Origin of the sequence: Pseudomonas sp. MYb193 (assembly GCF_002966775.1) — a bacterium.
Classification (GTDB): Bacteria; Pseudomonadota; Gammaproteobacteria; order Pseudomonadales; family Pseudomonadaceae; genus Aquipseudomonas; species Aquipseudomonas paracarnis.
The window spans coordinates 292,409-317,664 of the sequence record NZ_CP023269.1; the positions used below are offsets into that span (position 1 = coordinate 292,409).

Sequence of the window (25,256 nt, forward strand, 5' to 3'; positions counted from 1 at the left end):
GGCAAGCCAGCTCCCACATTTCGTATGTATTTCACCGTCGGGTTGCTGAACGATTCGTCTCCTCCACGCGTCATACCAATCCCTGAGCTAGTGTAGGAAACACCTACCACTCAGCCCTGCGATTAGTCCAAGACCGCCTATTCATGTTTAACTTGAACGTTCGTTCAAGTTAAACCGGTGGTTCGCTGCCCGCTCACAACAGGAGGCTTACCTTTGCTGAGTCCGTTTTTTACAGCCATATCCCGCAACCTTGAGGTGCATCGTTCATGAGTGCATCGTCCACCCCTTCCAGCGGCATGGTGCGCATGAATGCGCCCGTTTTCTACTTTGCCGCCACCGTCATCCTGCTGTTCGGCATCACGGTCATCGCTATCCCGCAACAGGCCGGTGCCTGGCTGCTGGCGGCGCAAAACTGGGCGGCCAACACGGTCGGCTGGTACTACATGCTGGCGATGACGCTGTATCTGGTCTTCGTGGTGGTCACCGCGCTATCGGGCTACGGCAAGATAAAACTCGGTGCCGACCACGACGAGCCCGAATTCAGTTACCTGTCCTGGGCCGGCATGTTGTTCGCCGCCGGGATCAGCATCACGCTGTTTTTCTTTTGCGTCTCGGAGCCGTTGACGCACTTGGTGCAGCCGCCCCAGGGCGAAGCAATGAACGCCGATGCGGCGCGCCAGGCCATGCAGGTGTTGTTCCTGCACTGGGGCCTGCATGGCTGGGGCGTGTTCGCGTTTGTCGGCATGGCCCTGGCGTATTTCGCCTACCGGCATAACCTGCCGCTGGCGTTGCGCTCGGCGCTGTACCCGCTGATCGGCAAGCGCATCAATGGCCCTATCGGTTACGCCGTGGATGGCTTTGGCATCATTGCCACTGTGTTCGGCCTGGGCGCCGACATGGGCTTTGGCGTACTGCACCTCAACTCTGGCCTGGACTACCTGTTTGGCATTGCCCATACCCAGTGGATCCAGGTGGGCCTGATCACCCTGATGATGGGCGCGGCGATCATCGTGGCCGTGGCCGGCGTCGACAAGGGCGTGCGGGTGATGTCCGACATCAACATGCTGCTGGCCTGTGCGCTGCTGCTGTTCGTGTTGTTCGCCGGGCCTACCCAGCACCTGCTCAACACCTTGATCCAGAACATCGGTGACTATCTGGGGGCGCTGCCGACCAAGAGTTTTGATGTGTACGCCTACAACAAGCCGAGCGACTGGCTGGGCGGCTGGACGGTGTTCTATTGGGCCTGGTGGATCGCATGGTCGCCGTTCGTGGGCCTGTTTATCGCGCGTATTTCCCGTGGTCGTACCATCCGCGAGTTCGTGTTTGGCGTGCTGCTGATTCCACTGGGCTTCACCCTGGCGTGGATGTCGATCTTCGGTAACAGCGCCATCGACCAGGTGCTCAACCATGGCATGGCTGCACTGGGCCAGTCGGCGATCGATGACCCATCGATGAGCCTCTACCTGCTGCTGGAAACCTACCCGTGGAGCAAGACGGTGATCGCGGTCACGGTGTTCATCAGCTTTGTGTTCTTCGTGACCTCGGCTGACTCCGGCACTGTGGTGCTGTCCACCCTCTCGTCCAAGGGCGGCAACGCGGATGAAGACGGGCCGAAATGGCTGCGGGTGTTCTGGGGCGCGATGACCGCCCTGGTCACCAGTGCGTTGCTGTTCGCCGGCAGTATCGACTCGCTCAAGTCTGCGGTGGTACTGACCTCGCTGCCGTTCTCGCTGATCCTGCTGCTGATGATGTGGGGGCTGCACAAGGCGTTCTACCTGGAGTCGCAAAAGCAGATCGCGCAGTTGCATTCCCTGGCACCGATCTCCGCTTCGCGCAAAGGCCGAGGTGGCTGGCGCCAGCGTTTGAGCCAGGCGGTGCATTTCCCATCCCGCGATGAGGTATACCGTTTCCTCGACACCACGGTGCGCCCGGCGATTGAAGAAGTGACCGCAGTGTTTGTCGAGAAGGGCCTTACGGTGGTGACCCAGCCCGACCCGTCCAACGACAGCGTCAGCCTCGAAATCGGCCATGGTGAAGAACGTCCGTTCATCTACCAGGTGCAGATGCGTGGCTATTTCACACCGTCGTTCGCGTTGGGCGGCATTGGCAAGAAAGAGATCAACAACCGCCGCTACTATCGGGCCGAAGTGCACTTGAGTGAGGGCAGCCAGGACTATGACCTGGTGGGCTACACCAAGGAGCAGATCATCAATGACATCCTCGACCAGTACGAGCGCCATCTGCAGTTCTTGCACATGGTGCGCTGATAGCGTTCCTCTCAAGTAGGTCTTTGCTGTAAAAGGAAGAGGCAGACTTAAGCGATTCAGCTGCTTAAAAGGCCCGGGAATATGCCTATTCCCGGGCCTTATTTGCCCTAGATCAAGAGAGGATTCGATGACGTACATTGCTGCCGAAAATCGCTATGAATCTATTCCTTATCGCCGCGTAGGCCGCAGTGGATTGGTGCTGCCGGCACTGTCCCTGGGGTTGTGGCACAACTTTGGCGACAGCACCCCGATCGACACCCAGCGCGCATTGCTGCGCACGGCGTTCGACCTGGGTATCAACCACTTCGACTTGGCCAACAACTACGGCCCGCCCTACGGCAGCGCCGAGATCAACTTCGGCCGTTTGCTGCGCGAAGACTTCAAGCACTATCGCGACGAATTGATCATTTCCAGCAAAGCCGGGTGGGACATGTGGCCCGGCCCTTACGGCCAGGGTGGCGGTTCGCGTAAATACGTATTGGCGAGCCTGGACCAGAGCCTGCAACGCCTTGGCGTCGATTATGTGGATATCTTCTACTCCCATCGCTTCGACCCCGACACGCCTCTGGAAGAGACCGCCAGCGCCCTGGCCACCGCCGTGCAACAAGGCAAGGCGTTGTACATCGGTATTTCGTCTTACTCCGGGGTAAAAACCCGCGAAATCGCAGCGTTGCTCAACGAGTGGAAAGTGCCGTTGTTGATCCACCAGCCGGCCTACAACCTGCTCAACCGTTGGGTGGAAAAAGACCTGCTGGACACCACCGAAGAACTCGGTGCTGGAGTGATCGCCTTCACGCCGCTGGCCCAGGGTTTGTTGACCGATAAATACCTCAACGGGGTACCGGCCGATGCGCGGGTCAATCGTCCGGGTGGTGGCTCGTTGCAGGCCCAGCACCTGTCCGAAGCCAACATCGCCCATGTACGCGGCCTGAATGAAATCGCCAAGCGCCGTGGCCAGAGCCTGGCCCAGTTGGCGCTGGCGTGGACGTTACGTGATCCACGGGTAACCAGTGCGCTGATCGGCGCAAGCCGGCCGGAGCAGATTATCGAGAACGTCGGGGCGTTGAAGAACTTGAGCTTCAGTGCTGAAGAACTGGCGGAGATTGATCGGTTTGCGCAGGAAGGTGGGATCAACCTGTGGGAAAAACCGTCCACCGCTGAATAACCTGCCGCACTCGGTAAATGTGGGAGCCGGGCTTGCCCGCGATAGCGGTTTTTCAGCCAATAGTGCAGTGGCTGAACCACCGCTATCGTAGGCAAGCCAGCTCCCACAGTTGATCTGCGCTGGATTCTAGAACGGCACATCCCCAAGAATCGTCGCCCGGTGCATCACCCGCCGCTGCGGCCGGTAGTCATCCACAGCGTAATGCTGGGTGACGCGGTTATCCCAGAACGCCACGTCATTCTCTTGCCAGCGCCAGCGGATGGTGAATTCCGGGCGGGTGGCGTGGGCGAACAGCAGCTTGAGAATGGCCTCGCTTTCGGCCGGCTCCAGTTCATTGATTCGGGTGGTGAAGCCGTCGCTGACGAACAGCGATTTACGTCCACTCACCGGATGCGTGCGCACGACTGGGTGCGATAGCGGCGGGTTTTTCTTGCGAGTTGCCTCCCAGCGCACCAGGTCCTCGGCGGTGTTGCCAAAGCGCTCCAGCGGGAACGACTTGGTGAAGTCGTGTGTGGCGGTGAGGCCATCGAGCAAGCGCTTTAGCGGTTCAGACAGCGCTTCATAAGCCGCAATCCCACTGGCCCACAAGGTATCGCCGCCGAACGCTGGCAACAGCTTGGCGCTGAGCACTGCGCCCAGAGCAGGCGTGGGCAGGAACGTCACGTCGGTATGCCACACCGCGTTGTCACGCACATCCGTGACGGCGGTGTCGAGGATCAGCACTTCGGGCTGTTCCGGCACGTTGGGGTAGATCGGGTGGATGTGCAGGTCGCCAAAATTTGCCGCGAACCGTGCCTGTTGCGCAGGGGTGATCGGCTGGTCACGGAAGAACAGCACCGAATAGTCGAGCAACGCCTGTTCAATGGCGTCGCGCTGTTCGGGATTCAGCGGCTGGGTGATATCGACGCCGCCGATCTGGGCGCCCAGGGCGGAGCTTAATGGGGTAACGGTCAGGCTGCTCATTGTGGGTTCTTCACTCAGTGTGCCTGGCCATGCCAGGGCACTAATTTACGCTGCAGGGCGCGCAGGCCCATTTCCATGGCGAAGGCGATCAGGGCGATGACCAGGATGCCCAGCACCACCACATCAGTGACCAGAAACTGCGCCGCCGACTGCACCATGAACCCCAGGCCGCTGGTGGCGGCAATCAACTCGGCCGCCACCAAGGTCGACCAGCCCACACCCAGGCCGATGCGCACACCGGTGAGGATATCGGGCAGGGCGCTGGGCAGGATCACATGGCGAATCAGTTGCGCGCGGGTAGCGCCCAACGACTGCGCAGCGCGTAATTTGGCCGGGTCGACGGTGCGCACCCCAGTGGCGGTGGCGATGGCAATCGGGGCGAAGATAGCGAGGTAGATCAGCAGCACCTTGGACAGCTCGCCAATGCCGCACCAGATCACGATCAACGGCAGGTAGGCCAGGGGCGGAATCGGCCGGTAGAACTCGATCAGCGGATCGAGAATGCCACGGGCGATACGGTTGGCACCGATGGCGATCCCCACCGGCACGGCGGTCAGTACTGCAAAGCCCAGGCCCAGGCCGATGCGGCTGAGGCTCGCGCCCAGGTGCTGCCACAAGGTGGAATCCATGTAGCCGGTGGTCGCCAGCAGCCAGCCTTTTTGCAACACGGCGGACGGTGGCGGCAGGAACAAAGGTTCGATCAAACCGGTGGCGGTGACAGCCCACCACAGGGCAAGCAAGGCCGCCAGGGTCAGCAGGCTGATCCAGCGTGTGCTCAGGCTGCGGCGCAGCGGGATCACGGCATGTGTCGCAGGCTCGGTGGCCGTGGCGGGAAGTTCGTAGCTGCTCATGCGTACACCTGCCGTTGGGAGAACACTTTGCCCAGCACATGTTCACGGGTTTCGATAAAGCTCGGGTCGGATTTGATTGCGCGGGCTGATTCACCGGCGGCGTAACGTTGGCCGAAATCCAGCTGCAGGCGTTCAACGATCTGGCCGGGGTTGGGCGCCAGCAAGATCAGGTCGGTGGCGAGAAACACCGCTTCTTCGATGTCGTGGGTAATCAGGAACACCGGCTTGGCCGTGCGCCGCCACACTTGCAGCAGCAGCTCCTGCATTTGTTCGCGGGTAAAGGCATCCAGGGCGCCGAAGGGTTCGTCCATCAGCATTACACGCGGGTCGGCCGCCAGCGCACGCGCCAGGCCGACGCGTTGCTTCTGGCCACCGGAGAGTTGCCAGATGCGGCGGTTGTCGAAACCGGCCAGGTCCACCAGCGCGAGCATTTCACGCGCCCGCACGTCGCGCTGCGCCTTGGGCACACCGGCCAGTTCCAGGCCGAAAGCCACATTGGCCAGCACGTCCTGCCAGGGCAGCAGGGCATCGTCCTGGAACACCACGCCGCGCTCGGCACTGGGGCCTTTGACCGGCACGCCATCGAGGGTGATACGCCCGGCAGACGGTTCGACGAAGCCGGCAATCAGGTTCAACAACGAGGTCTTGCCACTGCCGGACGGGCCCAGGGCGACCAGCAATTGCTGGGGCCCAAGCTCCAGTGAAATATCGGACAGTACCGGTTCCGGGGCGCCTGGGTACTGTGCGCTGATGCGCTCCAGTTGTAGCAAGGCCATCGCAGTGAACTCCTGGGTCAGTTGGTAATGAACTTGGCGCTGACATAAGGGGCGTAGTCGGGCAGCACGGCATCGACCTTGCCTTGTTCCTTGAGGAACGCAGCGGTGTCGGTGACGGCCTTGGTGGTCGGTGCGCCCAGCAGCGTTACCTGGTCGGCGGCCAACGGGTAGACGTTGCCTTGCAGCAGCAAGGGGATATCGCTGGCCTTGGCGCCGGAGAGTTTCACCAGCTTGTCGACGTTGCCGGTATCGGCGAGCCAGGCTTGTGGGTCTTTGCGGTAGGCGGCGTAGGCATCCAGAGTGACCTTGGCGAAGGCGGTGACGATCTCTGGGTGCTTCTCGGCGAAGTCTTTGCGCACGATCCAGGCATCGAACGTCGGCGCGCCGAACTTGGCCAGCTCCCCGGAGGTGATCAGCACCTTGCCGGTTTCCTTGGCCACGCCCAGGGCTGGGTCCCAGACATAGGTGGCATCGATATCACCGCGCTTCCAGGCGGCAATGATGGCCGGTGGGGCGAGGTTGAGAATGGTGACTTTGGCCGGGTCGATGTTCCAGTGCTTCAGCGCGGCGAGCAGGCTGTAGTGGCCGGTGGAAACGAAGGGCACGGCGATTTTTTTGCCGACCAGGTCCTGAGGGCTGTTGATCCCCGAACCGTTACGCGCCACCAGGGCTTCGGCGCCGCCGATCTGGGTGGCGACGAGGAAGGTTTGCACCGGGACTTTACGGGTTATCGCGGCGGTGAGCGGGCTGGAACCGAGGTAGCCGATCTGCACGTCGCCGGACGCGATGGCGGCGATGATGTCGGCGCCATTGTCGAATTTGCGCCAGTCGATCTTGGTGTTGGTGGCTTTTTCATAGGCGCCGTCGGCTTGGGCGACTTTGGCCGGGTCCACGGTGGTCTGATACGCAATGGTCACGTCCGCCGCCTGGGCAAACAGGCTGGCACCGGCCAGGGACAATGCGGCCAACAGGCGCAGAGGGGTCAGCAGTTTCAAAGGGAAGCTCCTCAATCAGGCGGCCGAGGGTCGGCGTGAGAGGAGACTAAATGATCTAAGAATTCGAAAATAAATAACTTTTTCGAATTAGCTTATGAGGGGAAATGGCGACGCCTGTTTTCAGGCTGGCAGAATAATGTGGGAGCAGGCAAGCCAGCTCCCACAGGGGGAGCGAGCCTTAGGTTAGTTGCTGATGGCGAGGATGCTTGCCTGGTACGAACCGACAAACACATCGAAATCGCCTACTTCGTTCTGCTCCAGCTCTGCCTGTTGCGCCAGCGACGCACGGGCCAGTTCTTCAAAGCGCGCTTGTTCCTCAGGCGCCAAAGGTTCTTTGCGGAAGTATTCGGCATGGACTTCGCTTTGATGCAGGGAGAACTGCGCAAAGCTTTCCTTGCGCTCAGCCATGGCTGCCAACACCTGGGCCGACGGCGTCAGGGACGGGTCCTTGACCTTGGCCAACTGGGCGTCCAATGCCTCGCTGTGCTCGGTGATGCCATGGCTCTGATCGAGCAGGGCGGCCAGCGGGGCAATCTTCTCCAGCAACTCGGCCGCCCACTCCTTCATATCCACCGGCTGGCCGTCACGCTGCAATTGCAGGCCCGGACGGCGGCCTTCCTTGACCACGCTGAGGAAGTTGGAGGTGGCGTTGCCGCACTCGTTGTTGGCGAACAGTGGGCTGTCGTTCAGCGCGCAGTACAGCAGGAATGCGTCGAGGAACCGCGACTCTGGCAGGTCGATACCCATCGGCAGGAACGGGTTGATGTCCAGGCAGCGTACTTCGATGTACTGGATGCCGCGGGCCATCAACGCCTGGATCGGCCGCTCGCCGGTGTAGGTCACGCGCTTGGGACGGATGTTGGAGTAGTACTCGTTTTCGATCTGCAGGATGTTGGTATTGAGCTGCACCCACTCGCCATCCTTGTGCGTGCCGACTTCGACATAGGGCGCGTAGGGTGTTGCCACCGCTTCGCGCAGGCTGTCGGTGTAGCTGGCCAAATCGTTGTAGCACGGCGTCAGGCCGGCCTGGGCGTTGCTCTGGTACCCCAGGTCGCTCATGCGCAGGCTGGTGGCGTAGGGCAGGTACAGCGTGTCGGCGTCGAGGACTTCAAGCTGATGCGAGCGTCCGCGCAGGAAGCCGGCATCCAGGGCTGGCGAGGCACCGAACAGGTACATCAACAGCCAGCTGTAGCGACGGAAATTACGGATCAGCGCGATGTAGGCCGTGGATTGATAGTCACGGTCGGTGCCGACAAACCCTTCTGTTTCCTTGAGCAACGGCCACAACGCTTCCGGCAGGGAAAAGTTGTAGTGGATGCCTGCGATGCACTGCATGGTCTTGCCGTAACGCAGGGCCAGGCCCTTGCGGTACACGTACTTGAGCTGGCCGATGTTGGAGGTGCCGTAGTAGGCAATCGGAATATCTTCCTCGGCCGGCAACGGGCACGGCATCGAGGGGCTCCACAGGTATTCGCTGCCCAGCTTGGTGTAGGCAAAGCGATGGATCTTGTCCAGGCTGCTCAGGGTATCGGCCGGGTTCGGTAGGGCAGGGGTGATGAACTCCAGCAGCGATTCCGAGTAGTCGGTGGTGATCTGTTCATTGGTCAGCGCGGCGCCCAGGGCTTCGGGGTGCGGCGTTTGCGCCAGTCGACCTTCGTTGGTGACGCGCAGGCATTCGCGCTCGATGCCGTGCAAGCATTGCTCTAGCAGGGAGAGGTGTTCGCGCTTGCCGAGCAGGGCCAGGCGGCGGTTGAGAAGTTCGCTCAAGTTGGATTCCTTCACGCGTCAGTCGCCCCAATATGGGGGTGGGCAGGACGGTCTACAAGGGTGAAGTTGAAACTGGCGTGATCGCCTGGTTTTGAGTCGATTTGACCCGCTCTGAATTTGCCGACTTCACTCCATGAATTGGGCTACAGCGCAGCGAGAAAATTCCGACGCTGTTATCGCAGCGCCGAAATTAACTCAAATCGGGGGTGGGGAGCTATAGGACAGCGAACGTGCCCTGTGCTTTTGCGACAAGTCTTTCGCCCTGATACACGTCGGCCTCGACCACCAGGGTGCGGCGACCGGCGTGGATCACCCGGCTGGTGCACAGCACCTCACCGTCTTCCACGGCGCGGATATAGTTGATCTTGCATTCGATGGTGGCGCTCTGCTGGTCGAAACCATGGGCGCTGGAACAGGCCAGGCCCATGGTTATATCCACCAGGCTGAAAATCGCCCCGCCATGGAGCTTGCCCGCGCGGTTGCGCAGGTGCGGCTCCAGGGTCAGGGCCACCTCGGCAACGCCCTCTTCCAGGCGTTGCAGGCGGCAGCCGATCAGTTCGCTGAACGCGCTCTGGGTCAAACCGGCCGGAATTTCCATCAGCGCTTCTTCAACTGTTTAGCGTTGGCAAACAGCGACGCCATGGCGTTGTTGCTTGGCGCGGCGGTGGTGGTTTCTTTGCGCGGGGCGTTGTTCTGCGACTGGCGCGGCGCCGAACCGGGGCGAGCGCCACGGGCACCGTCGATTTTCTCGCCGGGGGTATCGCTCATGCGCATCGACAGGCCGACGCGTTTGCGCGGGATGTCGACTTCCATGACCTTGACCTTGACCACGTCACCGGCTTTCACCGCTTCACGTGGGTCCTTGATGAACTTCTCCGAAAGCGCGGAGATATGCACCAAACCGTCCTGATGCACGCCGATGTCCACGAACGCGCCGAAGTTGGTCACGTTGGTCACCACGCCTTCGAGGATCATGCCCGGTTGCAGGTCCTTGAGGTCTTCTACGCCGTCCTGGAACTCGGCGGTCTTGAACTCGGGGCGCGGGTCGCGACCCGGTTTCTCCAGCTCTTGCAGGATATCGGTGATGGTCGGCACACCGAAGGTTTCGTCGGTGTACTTCTTCGGATCCAGACGCTTGAGGAACGCGGCATCGCCAATCAACGAACGGATATCGCGGTCGGTCTCGGCGGCAATGCGTTGCACCAGCGGGTAGGCTTCCGGGTGAACCGCAGAGGCGTCCAGCGGGTTGTCGCCGTTCATTACGCGTAGGAAACCAGCAGCCTGTTCAAAGGTTTTTTCACCCAGGCGTGCGACCTTTTTCAGCGCGGCGCGGGTTTTGAACGCGCCGTTTTCGTCACGGTGGCTGACGATGTTCTGCGCCAGGGTGGCGTTGAGGCCGGAGATTCGCGCCAGCAGGGCCACGGACGCGGTATTCACATCCACGCCCACGGCGTTTACACAGTCTTCCACCACCGCATCCAGGCCGCGTGCCAGCTTCAGCTGCGACACGTCGTGCTGGTACTGGCCGACGCCGATGGATTTAGGGTCGATCTTCACCAATTCGGCCAGCGGGTCTTGCAGGCGACGAGCGATGGACACCGCGCCACGGATCGACACGTCGAGGTCCGGGAATTCCTTGGAGGCCAGCTCCGAGGCCGAGTACACCGAAGCGCCTGCTTCGGAGACCATGACCTTGGTCATCTTCATGGCTGGGTATTTTTTGATCAGCTCGGCGGCCAGCTTGTCGGTTTCGCGGCTGGCGGTGCCGTTGCCGATGGCGATCAGGTCCACCGCGTGCTTGGCGCACAAGGCGGCCAGGATCGCCAGGGTCTGGTCCCACTTGTTGTGCGGTACGTGTGGGTACACGGTGGCGTGGTCCAGCAGCTTGCCGGTGGCGTCGACCACCGCGACCTTGCAACCGGTGCGCAGGCCCGGGTCGAGGCCCAGGGTGGCACGCGGGCCAGCCGGTGCGGCCAACAGCAGGTCGTGCAGGTTATGGGCGAACACGTTGATCGCTTCGGTTTCGGCGCCGTCGCGCAACTCGCCCAGCAGGTCGGTTTCCAGGTGGGTGTAGAGCTTGACCTTCCAGGTCCAGCGCACCACTTCGCCGAGCCACTTGTCTGCCGGGCGGTTCTGGTTCTGGATGCCGAATTGTTGACCGATCATGCCTTCGCACGGGTGCATGGTGCCCGGCAGTTCGTCGCCGACTTTCAGCGCGGAGCTGAGAATGCCTTCGTTACGGCCGCGGAAAATCGCCAGGGCGCGGTGGGACGGCATGCTTTTGAGCGGCTCGTCGTGTTCGAAGTAGTCGCGGAACTTGGCGCCTTCTTCCTCTTTGCCGGCGATGACGCGGGCGCTGAGGATGGCTTCCTGCTTGAGGTAGGTACGCAGTTTTTCCAGGAGGCTGGCGTTTTCTGCGAAGCGCTCCATCAGGATGTACTTGGCGCCTTCGAGCGCGGCCTTCACGTCGGCGACGCCTTTTTCAGCATCGATAAAACGGGCGGCTTCGGCTTCTGGCGCCAGCGTAGGGTCGTTGAACAGGCCATCGGCCAAGTCACCCAGGCCGGCTTCCAGGGCGATCTGGCCCTTTGTACGACGTTTCTGTTTGTACGGCAGGTAAAGGTCTTCGAGGCGGGTTTTGGTGTCGGCGAGCTTGATGTCGCGTTCCAGTTGCGGGGTCAACTTGCCCTGTTCCTCGATGCTGGCGAGGATGCTTATACGCCGTTCGTCGAGTTCTCGCAGGTAGCGCAGGCGCTCTTCCAGGTGCCGCAGTTGGGTGTCGTCGAGGCTGCCGGTCACTTCTTTTCGGTAACGGGCGATGAAGGGCACCGTGGAGCCTTCATCCAGTAGAGCGACGGCCGCTTCGACCTGTTGTGGGCGTACGCCGAGTTCCTCGGCGATGCGGCTGTTGATGCTGTCCATAAAACCACCTGAAATTCTTAAAATCAGCGCGCAGGCCCGTAGAAAAAGGCCGGCGAGGCTGGTTGAGCGGCCCGACTGGCGCCGCTGCCTGGGTCAAGAGGCTGGCTATTGACCCTCGAAATCGAAAAATTCACGACAAGCGGGTAAAAAAAGCCTGGCAGTAAAGGGTAACGATCTGACGTTGCCCTGCACGGAGGCGCCGCATTATAACCAGCGTTCTGCCGTTGAGGGGTACTGCGCCGGCGGTTGTAGGGCGCGGGTTCGCTGGCAGTAGATGAAAAATCTGCTAACAATGCACACGGTGCGTATAACGGCAGCTACGCCATAATGCGCGCCGAGATAAGAGGAGCATCCAATGAGCAGCACCGCACAAACTGCTGAAGGCGAAAAAATTCTCATCGTTGATGACGATCCGGGGCTGAGCAGCCTGCTGGAGCGTTTTTTCAACTCCAAGGGCTATCGTGCCCGCGCGGTGCCGAACACCGAACAGATGGATCGTCTGTTAGGGCGTGAAGTTTTCAACCTGGTCGTACTCGACCTGATGTTGCCCGGTGAAGACGGCCTCACCGCCTGCAAGCGCCTGCGCGGTGCGAACAACCAGATCCCGATCATCATGCTCACCGCCAAGGGCGATGAACTGAGCCGCATCAAGGGCCTGGAGCTGGGCGCAGATGACTACCTGGCCAAGCCTTTCAACCCCGATGAGCTGATGGCGCGGGTCAAGGCCGTATTGCGTCGCCAGGCACCGGCGGTACCGGGCGCACCGGGCAGCGAAGACGAAAGCGTCACCTTTGGCGACTACGAGCTGTCGCTGGCCACCCGTGAGCTCAAGCGCGGTGAAGAAGTGCACATGCTCACCACCGGTGAATTCGCAGTGCTCAAGGCCCTGGTGATGAACGCTCGCCAGCCGCTGACCCGTGACAAGCTGATGAACCTGGCCCGTGGCCGGGAATGGGACGCCCTCGAGCGCTCCATCGACGTGCAGATTTCCCGATTGCGCCGGATGATCGAGCCAGACCCGTCCAAGCCGCGGTATATCCAGACGGTGTGGGGTGTGGGTTATGTGTTTGTGCCGGATGGCACCGCAACCAAGTGACCGATGATTTGCAGGGGCGGGTATCCTGGCGTTTGACTCCATGAGGGGCGACGGGGTGCCCGGCGTCTGCAATTCTGCGAGCGCCGCTCGTTCCTGCAAGGTGTGCAGCTTTCATCTATGAAAACCCCGCTGTGGTTCCCACAAAGTTTCTTCTCCCGCACCCTCTGGCTGGTGCTTATTGTCGTTCTGTTTTCCAAGGCGCTCACGCTGGTTTATCTGTTGATGAACGAAGACGTGCTGGTGGACCGGCAGTACAGCCATGGTGTCGCCCTGACGTTGCGTGGTTATTGGGCGGTAGACCCTGAGAACCGCGAAAAAGTAGCCAAGGCGTCGACGCTGACTCGGGTTGACGGCGCGGGTGTGCCTGAAGGCGAGCAGCATTGGCCTTACAGCGAGATCTACCAGCGCCAGATGCAGGCCGAGTTGGGCGCCGACACCGAGGTGCGGCTGCGTATGCATGTTTCGCCTGCGCTATGGGTGCGAGCGCCAAGCCTGGGGGATGCCTGGATCAAGGTTCCGCTTTATCCGCACCCGCTGCGGGGGCAAAAAATCTGGAACGTGTTGGGCTGGTTCCTGGCGATTGGCTTGCTCTCAACGGCGTCCGCGTGGATTTTCGTCCGCCAGCTCAACCAACCCCTCAAGCGCCTGGTGTTTGCCGCTCGCCAACTGGGCCAGGGGCGCAGTGTGCGCTTGCCGGTCAGCGACACGCCCAGTGAGATGACCGAGGTGTACGGCGCCTTCAACCAGATGGCAGAAGATGTCGAACAGGCCGGGCGCGAACGCGAGTTGATGCTGGCGGGGGTGTCCCATGACTTGCGCACGCCGCTGACGCGATTACGGTTGTCCCTGGAGTTGATGGGGGACCATACCGACCTCACCGATGACATGGTGCGCGACATCGAGGACATGGACGCGATTCTGGACCAGTTCCTGGCGTTCATCCGTGACGGGCGGGATGAAGTGGTCGAGGAGGTCGACCTCACCGACCTCGTGCGTGAGGTGGTTGCGCCCTATAACCAGAATGGTGAGCAGGTGCGCACGCGCCTGGAGCCGATCCAGCCGTTCGCATTACGCCGGGTGTCGATGAAGCGCCTGCTGAACAACTTGATTGGCAACGCCTTGCACCATGCCGGTTCCGATGTGGAAGTGGCGGCGTACGTTTCTGGCGACAGTGCCGCGCCTTACGTGGTGCTGAGCGTGATGGACCGTGGCACAGGAATCGACCCGGCTGAGCTGGAGGGTATCTTCAACCCCTTCACCCGTGGCGACCGCGCCCGAGGAGGCAAGGGCACCGGGTTGGGGTTGGCGATTGTGCGGCGGATTGCGTCGATGCATGGCGGCAATGTCGAGCTGCGCAACCGTGAAGGCGGCGGGTTGGAAGCGCGAGTGCGGCTGCCGCTGGGGTTGATGCTGCCCAGAGACGCTGTCTAACAAGCAATCTGAACGCAAATGTGGGAGTTGGCTTGACTGCGATAGCGGTAGTTCATTCAACAACGATGTTGAATGTACCGGTGTCATCGCAGGCAAGCCAGCTCCCACAGTGGTTCGCGGCGTGTGGCAGATGTGGGTATTCAGCCCTTTCCCTTGGTCCGAGTCATATTCGGCCCGCCATTCTTCTCCAGATGCTGAATGATGATCCCCGCCACATCCTTACCGGTGGTGGTTTCGATCCCTTCCAGGCCCGGCGATGAGTTTACTTCCATCACCAGGGGGCCATGGTTGGAGCGCAGGATGTCCACACCCGCCACGCTCAGCCCCATCACCTTGGCCGCCCGCAGCGCGGTCATGCGTTCTTCCGGGGTGATCTTGATCAGGCTGGCGCTGCCGCCACGGTGCAGGTTGGAGCGGAACTCACCGGGCTTGGCCTGGCGCTTCATGGCCGCAATCACCTTGTCACCCACCACGAAGCAGCGAATGTCCGCGCCGCCCGCTTCCTTGATGTACTCCTGCACCATGATGTTCTGCTTGAGGCCCATGAACGCCTCAATCACCGACTCCGCTGCCGTTGCTGTTTCACACAGCACCACGCCGATGCCTTGGGTGCCTTCCAGCACTTTGATCACCAACGGTGCGCCATTGACCATCTCGATCAGGTCGGGAATGTCGTCCGGAGAGTGGGCAAAACCGGTGACCGGCAGGCCGATGCCCCGGCGCGACAGCAGTTGCAGGGAGCGCAGCTTGTCCCGCGAGCGCGCAATGGCCACGGATTCATTCAGCGGAAACACCCCCATCATTTCAAACTGGCGCAATACCGCGCAGCCATAGAAAGTCACCGAAGCGCCGATACGCGGGATTACCGCATCAAAGCCTTCCAGGGGTTTGCCCCGGTAGTGGATCTGCGGCTTGTGGCTGGCAATGTTCATGTAGGCACGCAACGTGTCGATCACCACCATTTCATGGCCACGTTCAGTGCCGGCCTCGACCAGGCGACGGGTGGAATACAGACGCGGGTTTCGCGACAGCACAGCAATCTTCATGCAGCACCTGGGGCAGAAATAGTGGAGACCGGGAACACCGGCTTGTCTTGAACGTACTTGAGGCCCGGATTGACCACCAACTGGCCGTCAATCAGCGCCTTGGAGCCCAGCAGCAGGCGGTAACGCATGGCTTTGCGACAGGCGAGGGTGAACTCCACCCGCCATACCCGATCACCCAGGGCCAGGGTAGTGCTGATCACGTAGCGCACCTGTGCATGGCCGTTGGAGCTCTTGATGGTTTTCATCGTCACCAGGGGCGCTTCACAGCGGCGGTGACGTAGTTGCACCACGCTGCCCAGATGCGCGGTAAAACGCACCCACTTTTCACCGTCGCGCTCAAAAGGCTCGATATCGGTGGCGTGCAGGCTGGAGGTGCTGGCACCGGTGTCGATCTTCGCCCGCAGGCCCGCCACTCCCAAGTCGGGAAGTGCCACCCACTCACGCAGACCCACAACGGTCAAATGGTCAAATGTCTTCAATATGGTTAACCGGTCAATTCGCCCAGGCTTGAGGAGATACCTCAGCCAACGCTTTGAATGCAGGCTTGGCGAACCAGAAGCCCTGCATCAGAAATATTCCGCAGTCGGACAGGAAGTCGCGCTCGCCGGCACTTTCGATGCCCTCGGCGATGACAGTAACCCCCAACTGCTCACAGATTGTGACAATCCCCCGGACGATCACCTGACGGACACGATCCTGGTCGACATCGCGAATCAGCGCCATGTCGAGCTTGATCAAGTCAGGTTGGAAATCGGCCAGCAGGTTCAGCCCCGAATAGCCCGCGCCGAAATCGTCGATGGCGGTCTTGAAGCCGAATTCGCGGTATTCACGCAGAATATTCGTCAAATGGCGATAGTTATCTACGTGCTCGCTTTCCAGGGTCTCGAAAATCAGCCGGTCCAGCGGGAAATTGTGCGCCCGGGCGGCCTCCAGGGTGCTGCGGATACACAGTTCCGGACGATATACAGCATTGGGCATGAAGTTGATGGAAAGGTGAGTCTGCATGCCCAGGGCTGCGGCACCGGCGATGGCCTTGGTCCGGCAGCGCTGGTCGAAGCGGTAGCGATTGGTTTCGTTGACCTGAGCCAGCACCGACAGCGCGCCTTCTCCCTGGGGGCCGCGCACCAAGGCTTCGTTGGCGAAGATCGAATGGTCACGCAGGTCTACGATAGGCTGGTAGGCGAACGCGAAATCGAACCCCAGAGGCTCGCTTTGTTGGCAACCCACGCACCGCTGGTTGGGCGAGGTGAGTGAGAGGGGAAAGTCGGTCACGGCGTATCCTCGCGAAAACAGGGTGCTACCTGGCGTATCTTAGGTGAGCCTTGGGGTTTATGCGTCGAAGGGTTTCAACGGTAAAGTTGCGACATTTTTCAGAGCGAGGAATTCAAGTGGCTCAAAAGCAGGAAGAGGAAGAGAAGGTCCGGTTGGACAAGTGGTTGTGGGCGGCGCGCTTCTACAAAACCCGCGCTCTGGCCAAGGCCGCTATCGAGAGCGGGAAGGTGCATCATCGCGGCGAGCGCTGCAAGCCGGGAAAGGAGCCGCGCGTCGGCGACGAGTTTCAGATTCGTACAGGGTTTGATGAAAAAACCATCGTGGTACAGGCGCTTTCCATCGTCCGCCGGGGCGCGCCGGAAGCGCAGGCACTGTATGCCGAGACCGAAGCCAGCATCGCCAAGCGCGAAAACGCTGCGGCCATGCGCAAGGCAGGGGCTTCAGGCCTGACCACTGACGGCAAGCCGAGCAAGAAGCAGCGCCGCGATCTGTTCAAGTTTCGCGGCAGCGGCAATGACGATTGATTGCACGAGTCGCCCATGCAAACTCGATCAAATCTGGGAGCGGGCTTGCCCGCGAATACGGTGGGTCAGGCACAGATGCATTGATTGTCACCCCGCATTCGCGAGCAAGCCCGCTCCCACTTTTAGTCCTGGGGGGTTACGGAGTTGTGCGCATGACACTCAACCGCCCAATAACCGGCAACTTGCTCAGTAGCCCGAAAAGCGGCGCCGTCATCCGCAACAAAGCGCCCGACACCTTCGCCGCAAACGGCGTGTAATACCCCCACCCCAGCGCCAACAGCGCCAGCAGTACGCCACCGATATAATCGTCCTGGCCCCAGTGCGCGCCGGCTACCAGCCGCGGCATCATGAACAGCAGCGCCAGACCCCAGATCACCAGCACCTGGCCGATGCGCCGGGCGAACACGCTCATGAACATTGCCCAGATCAATAGCACTGAAGCATGGTCGCCGGGGAAGCTCTGGCTCGAGCGGTCCTTCAATTCCCAGGTTTTCTCCAACCCTGGGAAAAAGTCGCTCATTTGAATCGCGCCGCTGATGATCATCGACGGGCTACTGTGCTGCCAGCCCATGTGCGCCGCGAGTTTGGAGAACAGCATGCGGATAAACAGCAATAGCAGCAGAATGCCGAGGAAGCCAAAAAACGCCTGGCGCACCTGTACGGCCTTGAACACCCAGTCGCCGCGGATCAACAGCGCCAGCAAGATCACGCCGACCACTGCATCAAACGGCCGCAGGCTGGCCACGGCCCACACATGCAGCCAGGTCGAGTTCGTGGCCAATGGGCCATTGAGCAGATGAAACAGCCACTCGTCGAAAATCACACAGAGCATCTGGCCCGTGGGCCACAGCCAAAAACACAGCAGCCCGATAGCGAGTAGATTGCAAAGAGCCCATCGCCGGAGGTTCCAGTTGGCTTGGAACAAACCCGGATTGTTCATAAACTGTCCCTCATCGCTCTATTCAGCTCCTTGAATTCAGGAGAAATCGCACCAAGATGGTGCTAAAGCGTTTAATTTTATAAACCTTGTAATCATTTTGTCATCACTTCAGATACCCAGACCTATGACTGATCTACCGGATACCGACTTCACCCAACGCTTCATCTTCGATGAGAGCGATGCCCGCGGCGAGATGGTTTCGTTGGAGCTCAGCTATGCCGAAGTCCTTGCCAAACACGCCTATCCGGAGCCGGTCGCGCAATTGCTCGGCGAGTTGATGGCCGCCGCGGCGCTGCTGGTGGGCACCATGAAGTTCGACGGTTTGCTGATCCTGCAGGCTCGTTCCGAAGGGCCAGTGCCCATGTTGATGATCGAGTGCTCGAGCGAGCGCGAGATCCGTGGCCTGGCCCGTTACGAGGCTGACCAGATTGCCGCAGATGCCACCTTGGCCGACCTGATGCCCAACGGCGTCCTGGCACTGACTGTCGACCCGACTGAAGGCCAGCGGTACCAGGGTATTGTCGACCTCGACGGCCAGACCCTGTCGGAATGCTTCACCAACTACTTCGTTATGTCCCAGCAAGTGGGCACCAAGTTCTGGCTTAACGCCGACGGCAAGCGCGCCCGTGGTTTGCTGGTGCAACAACTGCCTGCCGATCGCATCAAGGATGAGGATGATCGTGCCGAAAGCTGGCGGCATATCATCGCGTTGGCCGACACCTTGAAGGCCGAAGAACTGCTGGGCCTGGACAACGAAACTATCCTGCACCGCCTCTACCATGAAGAGGCCGTGCGCCTGTTCGACGCACAGGGCCTGCATTTTCACTGCAGTTGCTCGCGCGAGCGTTCCGGTAACGCGCTGGTCAGCCTGGGCCTGGAAGATGCGCAAAATCTGGTGGTGGAACATGGTGGCCATATCGAGATCGACTGCCAGTTCTGCAACCAGCGCTACCTGTTCGACGCGGCTGATGTAGCGCAGTTGTTCGCCGGCGCAGGCAGCGACACCCCTTCCGACACCCGCCACTAAAACGTTTAAGCACAGGTAAATCACCTGACAAACGCCGGATTAGAGGTGTTCTGACGGGAGGGCCCTACTCTTTTTGGGCTTTTCTGGCATAATCCGGCCCACTTTTTTCGCGGTAGTAGTGCGCAACTTTCTACTACAAAACGTTTGGAGCACTCGGCCATAGGCCGACGGGGAACCTCATGACGCAAGCCAATAACGCCGTATACACCGATCTGAGTGTTGACGATCTGGTCAAAGAAGCCCTGCAGCGCGGTGAAGGCGTGCTTGCCGATACTGGCGCGCTGGTCGTAGAAACCGGTCACCGCACCGGTCGTTCGCCGGTTGACCGTTTCATCGTTGAAGAGCCGTCCACCCAGGACGCCATTGCCTGGGGCCCGATCAACCGCAAGTTCCCTGCCGACAAGTTCGATGCCCTGTGGGCTCGCGTCGAGGCGTTCAATAACGCGCAAGAGCATTTCGTTTCCCATGTTCACGTAGGGGCTGCAGAAGACCACTACCTGGCCGTGAAAATGACCACCCAGACTGCCTGGCAGAACCTGTTCGGTCGTTGCCTGTTCATCAACCCGGCCCAGTACAACCCGGCCGGTCGTGAAGAGTGGCAAGTGCTCAACGTGGCCAACTTCGAGTGCGTACCAGAGCGTGACGGCACCAACTCCGACGGTTGCGTGATCCTCAACTTCGCACAGAAAAAAGTACTGATTGCCGGCATGCGTTACGCCGGTGAAATGAAAAAAGCCATGTTCTCGGTGCAGAACTTCCTGCTGCCGGCTGCCGACGTGCTGCCGATGCACTGCGCCGCCAACATCGGCGAAGCAGGCGACGTGACCCTGTTCTTCGGCTTGTCCGGCACTGGCAAGACCACCCTGTCCGCCGACGAAAGCCGTTACCTGATCGGTGACGACGAGCACGGCTGGGGCGAAGGCGTAGTGTTCAACATCGAAGGCGGTTGCTATGCCAAGTGCATCGACCTGTCCGAGAAGAACGAGCCGGTTATCTGGAAAGCCATCAAGCATGGCGCGGTACTGGAAAACGTCGTGATCGACGAGGCCAAGCACGCCGACTACGCCGACGTCAGCCTGACCCAGAACAGCCGTGCCGCCTACCCGCTGGAGCACGTTGCCAAGCGTTCCGAGAAGAACCTGGGCGGCGAGCCAAACGCGGTGATCTTCCTGACCTGTGACCTGACCGGCGTACTGCCGCCTGTGTCGATCCTCAGCGAAGAACAAGCGGCCTACCACTTCCTGTCCGGCTACACCGCTCTGGTGGGCTCGACCGAAATGGGTTCGGGCAGCGGCATCAAGTCGACCTTCTCCACCTGCTTCGGCGCACCGTTCTTCCCGCGCCCGGCTGGCGAATACGCAGAGCTTCTGATCAAGCGTATCCGTGGTTTCGGCTCCAAGGTCTACCTGGTCAACACCGGCTGGACCGGCGGCGGCTACGGCGTCGGCAAACGCTTCAACATCCCGACCACTCGCGGCGTGATTGCAGCGATCCAGAGCGGTGCGTTGATCGGTGCGCAAACCGAACACCTGGACACCATCAACCTCGACGTGCCATTGGCCGTACCGGGTGTTGAAACCGGCCTGTTGAACCCACGCAACACCTGGGCTGACAAGGCTGCCTACGACGAAGCCGCGAAAGCGCTGGCTGGCCTGTTCATCGAAAACTTCAAGAAGTTTGAAGTCAGCGATGCGATCAAGGCGGCGGGTCCTAAGTTGTAAGATTCGCCGGTTGTAAAAAAGCCGCCTCTTAAGTAGGCGGCTTTTTTATGTGCGAACGATTAGTCGGCCACGTGCAGTACCACTGCACCGACCAGCACCAGTACAACGCCTGCCACCTGCACCGCTGATAACCGCTCCTTGAAAAATACAAACCCCAGGATCGCCGCGATCCCTCCAGAGAGCGTACTGATCACCGTCACCACCGACACCGAGCCGGCCATTGCGCCCCACGAAAATGCCGAGAACCCGCCGAGGTTCATCAAGCTCGCACCGGTCAACGTCGCGCAATTTTTCAGCGGCGGGATCTTCAAGCCATCCTTGATCTTCAGCACCATCACCACCAGCACGCATAAGCCCACCAGGTAACCCAGCCACAACATGGTGATTGGCCCCAGCGCTGGCAGTGTGTAGCGACCTTGCAGCCAGAAACTGGTGCCGTACAGGGTTGCGGCGAACATGGCGTAGGCAATGGACAGGCGCGGGTTGTTGTGAGGCGTACCGTTGTCCTTGTGAATGCTGGACAGCACAACGCCGATCACGCACAGGGCGATGCAGCCCAGTTGTATCAGGCTGATGTGTTCACCGCTGGCCCAGGACAGCAAGGTGGTCACGACCCCATAGGACGTCACCAATGGCGCGACGATGGCGGCTTTGCCCAAGGCAAAGGCTTTGGACAGCGCAAGGGCGCCGGACACCGTCAGCAGAGCGGCGGCGACGGCCAGGAGCCAAACGCTTAACGGTGCATCAAGGGATTTGAAAAGGAAGGCTGGGAAAATGACCAGCAGGAGGGTCATGATCAAAAAACCGAGGGCTTGGCCGAAATACACCGCGCGTTTTACGCCAACGGCTCGGGCGTTGAGGCCCACCAGAAAGTCCGTGCCGCCCCAGAGCAGGGCGGCCAGCAGGCCCATTGTTACGTCCATGTAAGGTCCTTGTTATGTATACGGCTCGCCAGGTTAGCGCAGATCCAGTGTGGGAGCGGGCTTGCTCGCGAATGCAATGTATCAGTAGCGCAAATATTGGCTGACACGCCGTATTCGCGAGCAAGCCCGCCCCCACATTTTGCGCTCAGTGTTCCTCCGGTCAGCTCAGGTTTTCCAGCGTCTGCGTGTCCCAGCGGTGGGTCTTGATCGCCAGGTAGAGCATGCCGATGGTCAGTGGGATCTTGTCACCACGGCCCTTGGCGCGACGCTTCAGGAACACGTCGAACACCGGCGGCTGGAAGTAACGATAAGCGTCGTAGTCGCCCAGGTCGACCCCGAAATCCTGTTCAAGCGCCTCCATGAATTGCTTGGCATCAGCGCCATCGCACCCGAGGTCGAAGTTCAGTGAGGTGTGCAGGTCGATGGTCTTGTGTTTTGGCAAGCCGATTTCTTCATGCAGCAATTGCAGGAGCTGCTGCATGACGGGACCTTCGGGGAAGTTGGGAGACAGGTTCATGGTGGGACCAATCATCAAAGGGTGAGTGTTGTTTACCCTGCAATAGATATTCGGGGTGCTCAGCAACCCGATGCCTGTCACAAAGGCGACTATCGGCAGACTTTCAAGCTGTGCCCCTATGATCCAAGACGTGGCATACAAAAGAAGGATTGGACCGGTTATCAATAGGCAGAGCCCGAGCCATTTTCTGAGTAGGGGCAACCTTATTGTTCTATCAATTACAGCGGCCAGTATTAAGAAGAGCAGCAGATTGATCCACTGAATGTACTCGTTCATCGCGCCAGCCACGCTGGCAATTCCGGTTTGCCAGTACCAAGGCGAATCATCGTGAAGGTGATGCCATAGTGGCTGAAGTGTTGAATCCTTTCGATGTTCACAAAGTTATGCCGAGAACGTTGGGAGAGGGGGCTAGTTTCGGCCAGGAAAAGGGCGTTTCTGTAGAGGGGCGAGACCCTGTTTGAGGCAGTTTGGGAAACGGACGACGCGCCGTTTTTTGGTTTCTTACAATGCCTTCCTGCATTTATGACGTGATACCGATTTTGCTGGCCGAACCGAGCAAATGTGGGCGCCGGGTTTGCCCTAAGGCTTTTTGTAGGAGCGAGCTTGCTCCTACAGGTTTAGCTGCGGGGTGGCTGTTTGGTCGCTGAATTGGCAGCGACGAGCCGAACCTTAAAAGTGAGGTTGTTCTCGAGCAATAAACAGATGGTTTAATCGTTCGCGGTTCGATCAGGCACTGAGAGGCCTACCGATACACCGCTCAAAAATCGCCTCCAAGCCCCGATAGTCGCACGCCACCGCATCAATATTCGCGGGTATCCAGGCCGCATGTTTTACGAGCCACCAATTCACCGAAAACCCCGCATTCACGATGATCTGTTCAAACAGGATCCGCTGCGCCCGTCCATTCCCCTCGCGGAAGGGATGAATGACATTCAGGTCGCCATAAGCTTCAGCGATTTGGCGCACAAGGTCAGCCTGGGTCGCACCGACATACCAATTGGCGTCTTGCATATGCCGGACAATTTTCGCCGCTTCCGGTGGAATACGCTCCGGGGTGCAAAACAGCGTGTCGCCTTTCTGGATGTTGACGCTGCGCAGTTCGCCGGCCCAGTCATAAATGTCCCCGAACAGGATGCGGTGAATGTGTTGCAGGCGATCAAGGTCGTAGGGCGGTGGAAAGAGTGGAAGGTTGCCTACGGCGATTTCGGATAATTCCCGCTCGGCCTGGTGCAGGCGTGCTTCATCGAGCAAATCGAGGCGGTTGCGCAGAGTGCTGCTACCGGGGTAGCAGTATGGGTCCTGGCCCACCCCGTATTTGTCGAGCATCAGCTAGAGGTGTTGCGGTACTTGGCAAGGACGTCTTCGCGTGTCGGCAGGGGTTTGTCGACGTCGGTCGGTTGGGTATCGAACCCTTCCAGGCGCAGACTGGCCAAGTAATTGGAACGCCGGATCTTGTGATAGTGATCCTGTTTTTGCTCAAACGTCAGTTCGCTCATCGCTGCGTCCTCTTGGAAAGCAAGGCTTGATTGTAGCGCAATGCGTAGCTCGGTAGGCGGGATAAAACGCCCGTCACAACTTGTATAAAAAATCTGCCAGCGAGCTCATTTCAGCGTATGTTTCACCGCAAAATCTTGTAGGGCGATTCCGCCCACTACTTAAAGGGAGTTAAGCATGGGTTAGCTTCGTGTCGCCTCGGCGATGTCTTTGTGTGCGGTGGCGTTTTCTGCCCAGGCCGAGCAGTTGCCGATTGAGGTGCTGAGCGCGGTGGTCAAGGACCAGAAAATCGCCGATGCCGAAGTGCTGCTGCAACGTAATGGCGCGCAGAACGTGGTGGGCCGTACCAACGCGCAAGGCCAGGTAACGCTGACCAGTGAAGCGGCTGACGATGCCAGCAACCTGCTGATCATCAAGAAGCCTGGCTATTCCAACCTGGTGGTGAAGTGCCCGTGCAAAGGCATGACCTATGCCATCAGCCCGGTGATGGAAAATCTCGACGGCCTGCGTGTGGTGTTGACCTGGGGCAAGGCTCCGCGCGACCTCGACTCCCATATGATCTTCCCCGGCAATAACATCTTCTTCAACAATAAAAAGGGCACCGACGCCGAACTGGACGTTGATGACACCGATAGCTATGGCCCGGAGACCATCACCCTGCAGAAAAAGCATTACGGCGAAAGCTACGTCTATGCCGTGCACGACTATTCCAACAGCGGCTCTCCCACCTCTAGCGAGTTGTCCAACAGTGAGGCCAAGGTGTTCGTGTACATGGGGCAATCCCTGGTACGCACTTACTATGTGCCGCAGAACCGCACGGGCAACCTGTGGACCGTGTTCCGCATGACCGGCAGTGGCGACTTCCAGGACATCAACACCTTCACCGGCGTGAGAGTCGGCGCCGAAGATGTACTCAACGAGGTCAAGCCGTTGCTGGATGACAGCATTGCCGTCACCGCCGTGACGGTGAGCTCATCGGTACAGGCCGATGCGAAGAGGCTGAACCTCAAGGGCGAAGCGGCCTACCAGGCCGGTAACCTGGACCAGGCCATCGACTTCTTCCGTCAAGCCATCGAGCTGGATAACGGCTTCGGCAAGGCTTACGGCAACCTTGGCCTGGCGTATCAGAAAGCCGGCAACACCGCGGAGTCGATCTGGGCCAACCGCAAGGCTATCGCCCTGGCCACCGGTACCAATGCCGCGACTGTGCGCGCCGGTGCTTACTACAACATTGCACGCATCTACGAAGCGGCCGGGCAGTTCCCGGATGCGCTGCGTCATTACCAGTTGGCCAAGGAGCAAAAGGCCAACCCGGTGTATGACACGGCGATCGAGCGGGTGCAGAACCGCTGATTCAGCAGTAGCACGGTTGTGAAATGTGGGAGAGGGCTAGCCAGCTCCCACATTTTTATCTGCGGCGTCCTGTTACTTTCTAGGAAAAGTCCCACTTCGGCCCTGAGCCATCCCTCCCCCTGTGTATCATCCTGTCTCTTTTTTCCTTGCGACCTTTCTCGATTCGCTGAGATTCCCGGGCTATGTTTTTGAGCCAACTCAGCGGT

Annotated in this window: 23 protein-coding genes; 8 read left to right on the plus strand and 15 right to left on the minus strand. The window is 59.9% G+C overall.

Translation table 11 applies throughout. From position 1 onward, the window contains the following. Positions 1–305 precede the first annotated feature (305 nt). Both betT and mgrA read left to right on the plus strand, forming a co-directional pair. On the plus strand, positions 306–2,267 hold the full coding sequence (gene betT / locus CLM72_RS01270; RefSeq protein ID WP_167514232.1) for a choline transporter BetT: 1,962 nt from the start codon (positions 306–308) through the stop codon (positions 2,265–2,267). Between the two features lie 127 nt (positions 2,268–2,394). Next, positions 2,395–3,432 (plus strand): L-glyceraldehyde 3-phosphate reductase, encoded by a 1,038-nt coding sequence (mgrA, locus tag CLM72_RS01275; protein ID WP_034125489.1) that lies wholly within the window; start codon positions 2,395–2,397, stop codon positions 3,430–3,432. A 126-nt stretch (positions 3,433–3,558) separates the two neighbouring features. Here mgrA and tauD read toward each other — a convergent pair whose 3' ends face one another. The 7 genes from tauD to CLM72_RS01310 all read right to left on the minus strand — a co-directional run bounded on the left by tauD (position 3,559) and on the right by CLM72_RS01310 (position 11,706). Continuing rightward, entirely contained in the window at positions 3,559–4,395 is an 837-nt protein-coding gene (gene tauD / locus CLM72_RS01280; RefSeq protein WP_105225401.1) for a taurine dioxygenase, read from the minus strand. Between the two features lie 14 nt (positions 4,396–4,409). Further along, positions 4,410–5,246 (minus strand): taurine ABC transporter permease TauC, encoded by an 837-nt coding sequence (gene tauC / locus CLM72_RS01285; RefSeq protein WP_105225402.1) that lies wholly within the window; start codon positions 5,244–5,246, stop codon positions 4,410–4,412. After that, a complete protein-coding gene (gene tauB, locus CLM72_RS01290) occupies positions 5,243–6,022 on the minus strand; it encodes a taurine ABC transporter ATP-binding subunit (protein WP_105225403.1) in 780 nt (259 codons plus the stop codon). The genes tauC and tauB overlap by 4 nt, the downstream gene beginning before the upstream one ends. Positions 6,023–6,039: 17 nt before the next feature. Further along, on the minus strand, positions 6,040–7,017 hold the full coding sequence (tauA, locus tag CLM72_RS01295) for a taurine ABC transporter substrate-binding protein (RefSeq protein WP_105225404.1): 978 nt from the start codon (positions 7,015–7,017) through the stop codon (positions 6,040–6,042). A gap of 183 nt (positions 7,018–7,200) precedes the next feature. Then, on the minus strand, positions 7,201–8,784 hold the full coding sequence (gene gshA / locus CLM72_RS01300) for a glutamate--cysteine ligase (protein WP_105225405.1): 1,584 nt from the start codon (positions 8,782–8,784) through the stop codon (positions 7,201–7,203). Positions 8,785–8,998: 214 nt separating this feature from the next. Then, positions 8,999–9,382 (minus strand): PaaI family thioesterase, encoded by a 384-nt coding sequence (locus CLM72_RS01305; protein WP_105225406.1) that lies wholly within the window; start codon positions 9,380–9,382, stop codon positions 8,999–9,001. After that, a complete protein-coding gene (locus tag CLM72_RS01310; RefSeq protein WP_105225407.1) occupies positions 9,382–11,706 on the minus strand; it encodes a Tex family protein in 2,325 nt (774 codons plus the stop codon). Before CLM72_RS01310 ends, CLM72_RS01305 begins: the two co-directional genes overlap by 1 nt. Before the next feature lie 355 nt (positions 11,707–12,061). On the opposite strand from CLM72_RS01310, the gene ompR reads away from it, so the two are divergent. Next, complete coding sequence (ompR, locus tag CLM72_RS01315; RefSeq protein ID WP_003187669.1) at positions 12,062–12,802, plus strand: two-component system response regulator OmpR; 741 nt, start codon at positions 12,062–12,064, stop codon at positions 12,800–12,802. 117 nt (positions 12,803–12,919) lie between these two features. Continuing rightward, positions 12,920–14,233, plus strand: coding sequence for an ATP-binding protein (locus CLM72_RS01320; protein WP_003187671.1), 1,314 nt, complete (start codon positions 12,920–12,922; stop codon positions 14,231–14,233). A 140-nt stretch (positions 14,234–14,373) separates the two neighbouring features. On the opposite strand, the gene rimK is transcribed toward CLM72_RS01320, so the two are convergent. The 3 genes from rimK to CLM72_RS01335 are packed head-to-tail and all read right to left on the minus strand — an operon-like array spanning position 14,374 to position 16,551. Further along, entirely contained in the window at positions 14,374–15,279 is a 906-nt protein-coding gene (gene rimK, locus CLM72_RS01325) for a 30S ribosomal protein S6--L-glutamate ligase (RefSeq protein ID WP_003187674.1), read from the minus strand. Beyond that, on the minus strand, positions 15,276–15,725 hold the full coding sequence (locus CLM72_RS01330; RefSeq protein WP_169856571.1) for an ATP-dependent zinc protease: 450 nt from the start codon (positions 15,723–15,725) through the stop codon (positions 15,276–15,278). The genes rimK and CLM72_RS01330 overlap by 4 nt, the downstream gene beginning before the upstream one ends. Positions 15,726–15,771: 46 nt before the next feature. Further along, on the minus strand, positions 15,772–16,551 hold the full coding sequence (locus tag CLM72_RS01335; protein ID WP_054896652.1) for an EAL domain-containing protein: 780 nt from the start codon (positions 16,549–16,551) through the stop codon (positions 15,772–15,774). A 116-nt stretch (positions 16,552–16,667) separates the two neighbouring features. Between CLM72_RS01335 and CLM72_RS01340 the strand changes: the two genes are divergently transcribed. Beyond that, the gene (locus CLM72_RS01340; protein ID WP_003236026.1) at positions 16,668–17,075 is read left to right on the plus strand and encodes an RNA-binding S4 domain-containing protein; all 408 of its coding nucleotides are present in this window, start codon (positions 16,668–16,670) and stop codon (positions 17,073–17,075) included. 136 nt (positions 17,076–17,211) lie between these two features. Here CLM72_RS01340 and CLM72_RS01345 read toward each other — a convergent pair whose 3' ends face one another. Beyond that, on the minus strand, positions 17,212–18,015 hold the full coding sequence (locus CLM72_RS01345) for a phosphatase PAP2 family protein (RefSeq protein WP_105225408.1): 804 nt from the start codon (positions 18,013–18,015) through the stop codon (positions 17,212–17,214). 124 nt (positions 18,016–18,139) lie between these two features. Between CLM72_RS01345 and hslO the strand changes: the two genes are divergently transcribed. After that, positions 18,140–19,042, plus strand: coding sequence for an Hsp33 family molecular chaperone HslO (gene hslO, locus CLM72_RS01350; protein WP_054920269.1), 903 nt, complete (start codon positions 18,140–18,142; stop codon positions 19,040–19,042). A 179-nt stretch (positions 19,043–19,221) separates the two neighbouring features. Next, positions 19,222–20,763 carry a phosphoenolpyruvate carboxykinase gene (locus CLM72_RS01355; RefSeq protein WP_005783824.1) on the plus strand — a complete coding sequence of 514 codons (1,542 nt, stop codon included), beginning with the start codon at positions 19,222–19,224 and terminating at the stop codon, positions 20,761–20,763. A 59-nt stretch (positions 20,764–20,822) separates the two neighbouring features. Here CLM72_RS01355 and CLM72_RS01360 read toward each other — a convergent pair whose 3' ends face one another. From CLM72_RS01360 to CLM72_RS01375, 4 genes are all read right to left on the minus strand, one after another. Beyond that, a complete protein-coding gene (locus tag CLM72_RS01360; RefSeq protein WP_256595264.1) occupies positions 20,823–21,686 on the minus strand; it encodes an EamA family transporter in 864 nt (287 codons plus the stop codon). Positions 21,687–21,846: 160 nt separating this feature from the next. Then, positions 21,847–22,203: a DUF1493 family protein gene (locus CLM72_RS29470; protein WP_105225410.1), complete on the minus strand. Its 357-nt coding sequence runs from the start codon at positions 22,201–22,203 to the stop codon at positions 21,847–21,849. 726 nt (positions 22,204–22,929) lie between these two features. Further along, positions 22,930–23,529, minus strand: coding sequence for a Fic family protein (locus CLM72_RS01370; RefSeq protein ID WP_105225411.1), 600 nt, complete (start codon positions 23,527–23,529; stop codon positions 22,930–22,932). Continuing rightward, positions 23,529–23,699, minus strand: a complete 171-nt coding sequence (locus CLM72_RS01375) for a YhfG family protein (protein WP_105225412.1) — start codon at positions 23,697–23,699, stop codon at positions 23,529–23,531. The genes CLM72_RS01370 and CLM72_RS01375 overlap by 1 nt, the downstream gene beginning before the upstream one ends. Positions 23,700–23,901: 202 nt before the next feature. Between CLM72_RS01375 and CLM72_RS01380 the strand changes: the two genes are divergently transcribed. Next, positions 23,902–25,050 carry a tetratricopeptide repeat protein gene (locus CLM72_RS01380; RefSeq protein WP_105225413.1) on the plus strand — a complete coding sequence of 383 codons (1,149 nt, stop codon included), beginning with the start codon at positions 23,902–23,904 and terminating at the stop codon, positions 25,048–25,050. Positions 25,051–25,256: the final 206 nt, after the last annotated feature.

Excerpts from the sequence above, each read along its gene's own strand:
- CLM72_RS01370 (WP_105225411.1), bottom strand. The coding sequence starts at position 23,529 with ATGCTCGACAAATACGGGGTGGGCCAGGACCCATACTGCTACCCCGGT.
- mgrA (WP_034125489.1), top strand. The coding sequence starts at position 2,395 with ATGACGTACATTGCTGCCGAAAATCGCTATGAATCTATTCCTTATCGC.
- CLM72_RS01310 (WP_105225407.1), bottom strand. The coding sequence starts at position 11,706 with ATGGACAGCATCAACAGCCGCATCGCCGAGGAACTCGGCGTACGCCCA.
- CLM72_RS29470 (WP_105225410.1), bottom strand. The coding sequence starts at position 22,203 with ATGAACCTGTCTCCCAACTTCCCCGAAGGTCCCGTCATGCAGCAGCTC.
- hslO (WP_054920269.1), top strand. The coding sequence starts at position 18,140 with ATGACTGATCTACCGGATACCGACTTCACCCAACGCTTCATCTTCGAT.
- CLM72_RS01380 (WP_105225413.1), top strand. The coding sequence starts at position 23,902 with ATGTCTTTGTGTGCGGTGGCGTTTTCTGCCCAGGCCGAGCAGTTGCCG.
- betT (WP_167514232.1), top strand. The coding sequence starts at position 306 with ATGAATGCGCCCGTTTTCTACTTTGCCGCCACCGTCATCCTGCTGTTC.
- CLM72_RS01320 (WP_003187671.1), top strand. The coding sequence starts at position 12,920 with ATGAAAACCCCGCTGTGGTTCCCACAAAGTTTCTTCTCCCGCACCCTC.
- rimK (WP_003187674.1), bottom strand. The coding sequence starts at position 15,279 with ATGAAGATTGCTGTGCTGTCGCGAAACCCGCGTCTGTATTCCACCCGT.
- tauC (WP_105225402.1), bottom strand. The coding sequence starts at position 5,246 with ATGAGCAGCTACGAACTTCCCGCCACGGCCACCGAGCCTGCGACACAT.
- CLM72_RS01355 (WP_005783824.1), top strand. The coding sequence starts at position 19,222 with ATGACGCAAGCCAATAACGCCGTATACACCGATCTGAGTGTTGACGAT.
- tauD (WP_105225401.1), bottom strand. The coding sequence starts at position 4,395 with ATGAGCAGCCTGACCGTTACCCCATTAAGCTCCGCCCTGGGCGCCCAG.
- CLM72_RS01375 (WP_105225412.1), bottom strand. The coding sequence starts at position 23,699 with ATGAGCGAACTGACGTTTGAGCAAAAACAGGATCACTATCACAAGATC.
- ompR (WP_003187669.1), top strand. The coding sequence starts at position 12,062 with ATGAGCAGCACCGCACAAACTGCTGAAGGCGAAAAAATTCTCATCGTT.
- CLM72_RS01360 (WP_256595264.1), bottom strand. The coding sequence starts at position 21,686 with ATGGACGTAACAATGGGCCTGCTGGCCGCCCTGCTCTGGGGCGGCACG.
- CLM72_RS01305 (WP_105225406.1), bottom strand. The coding sequence starts at position 9,382 with ATGGAAATTCCGGCCGGTTTGACCCAGAGCGCGTTCAGCGAACTGATC.
- CLM72_RS01345 (WP_105225408.1), bottom strand. The coding sequence starts at position 18,015 with ATGAACAATCCGGGTTTGTTCCAAGCCAACTGGAACCTCCGGCGATGG.
- tauB (WP_105225403.1), bottom strand. The coding sequence starts at position 6,022 with ATGGCCTTGCTACAACTGGAGCGCATCAGCGCACAGTACCCAGGCGCC.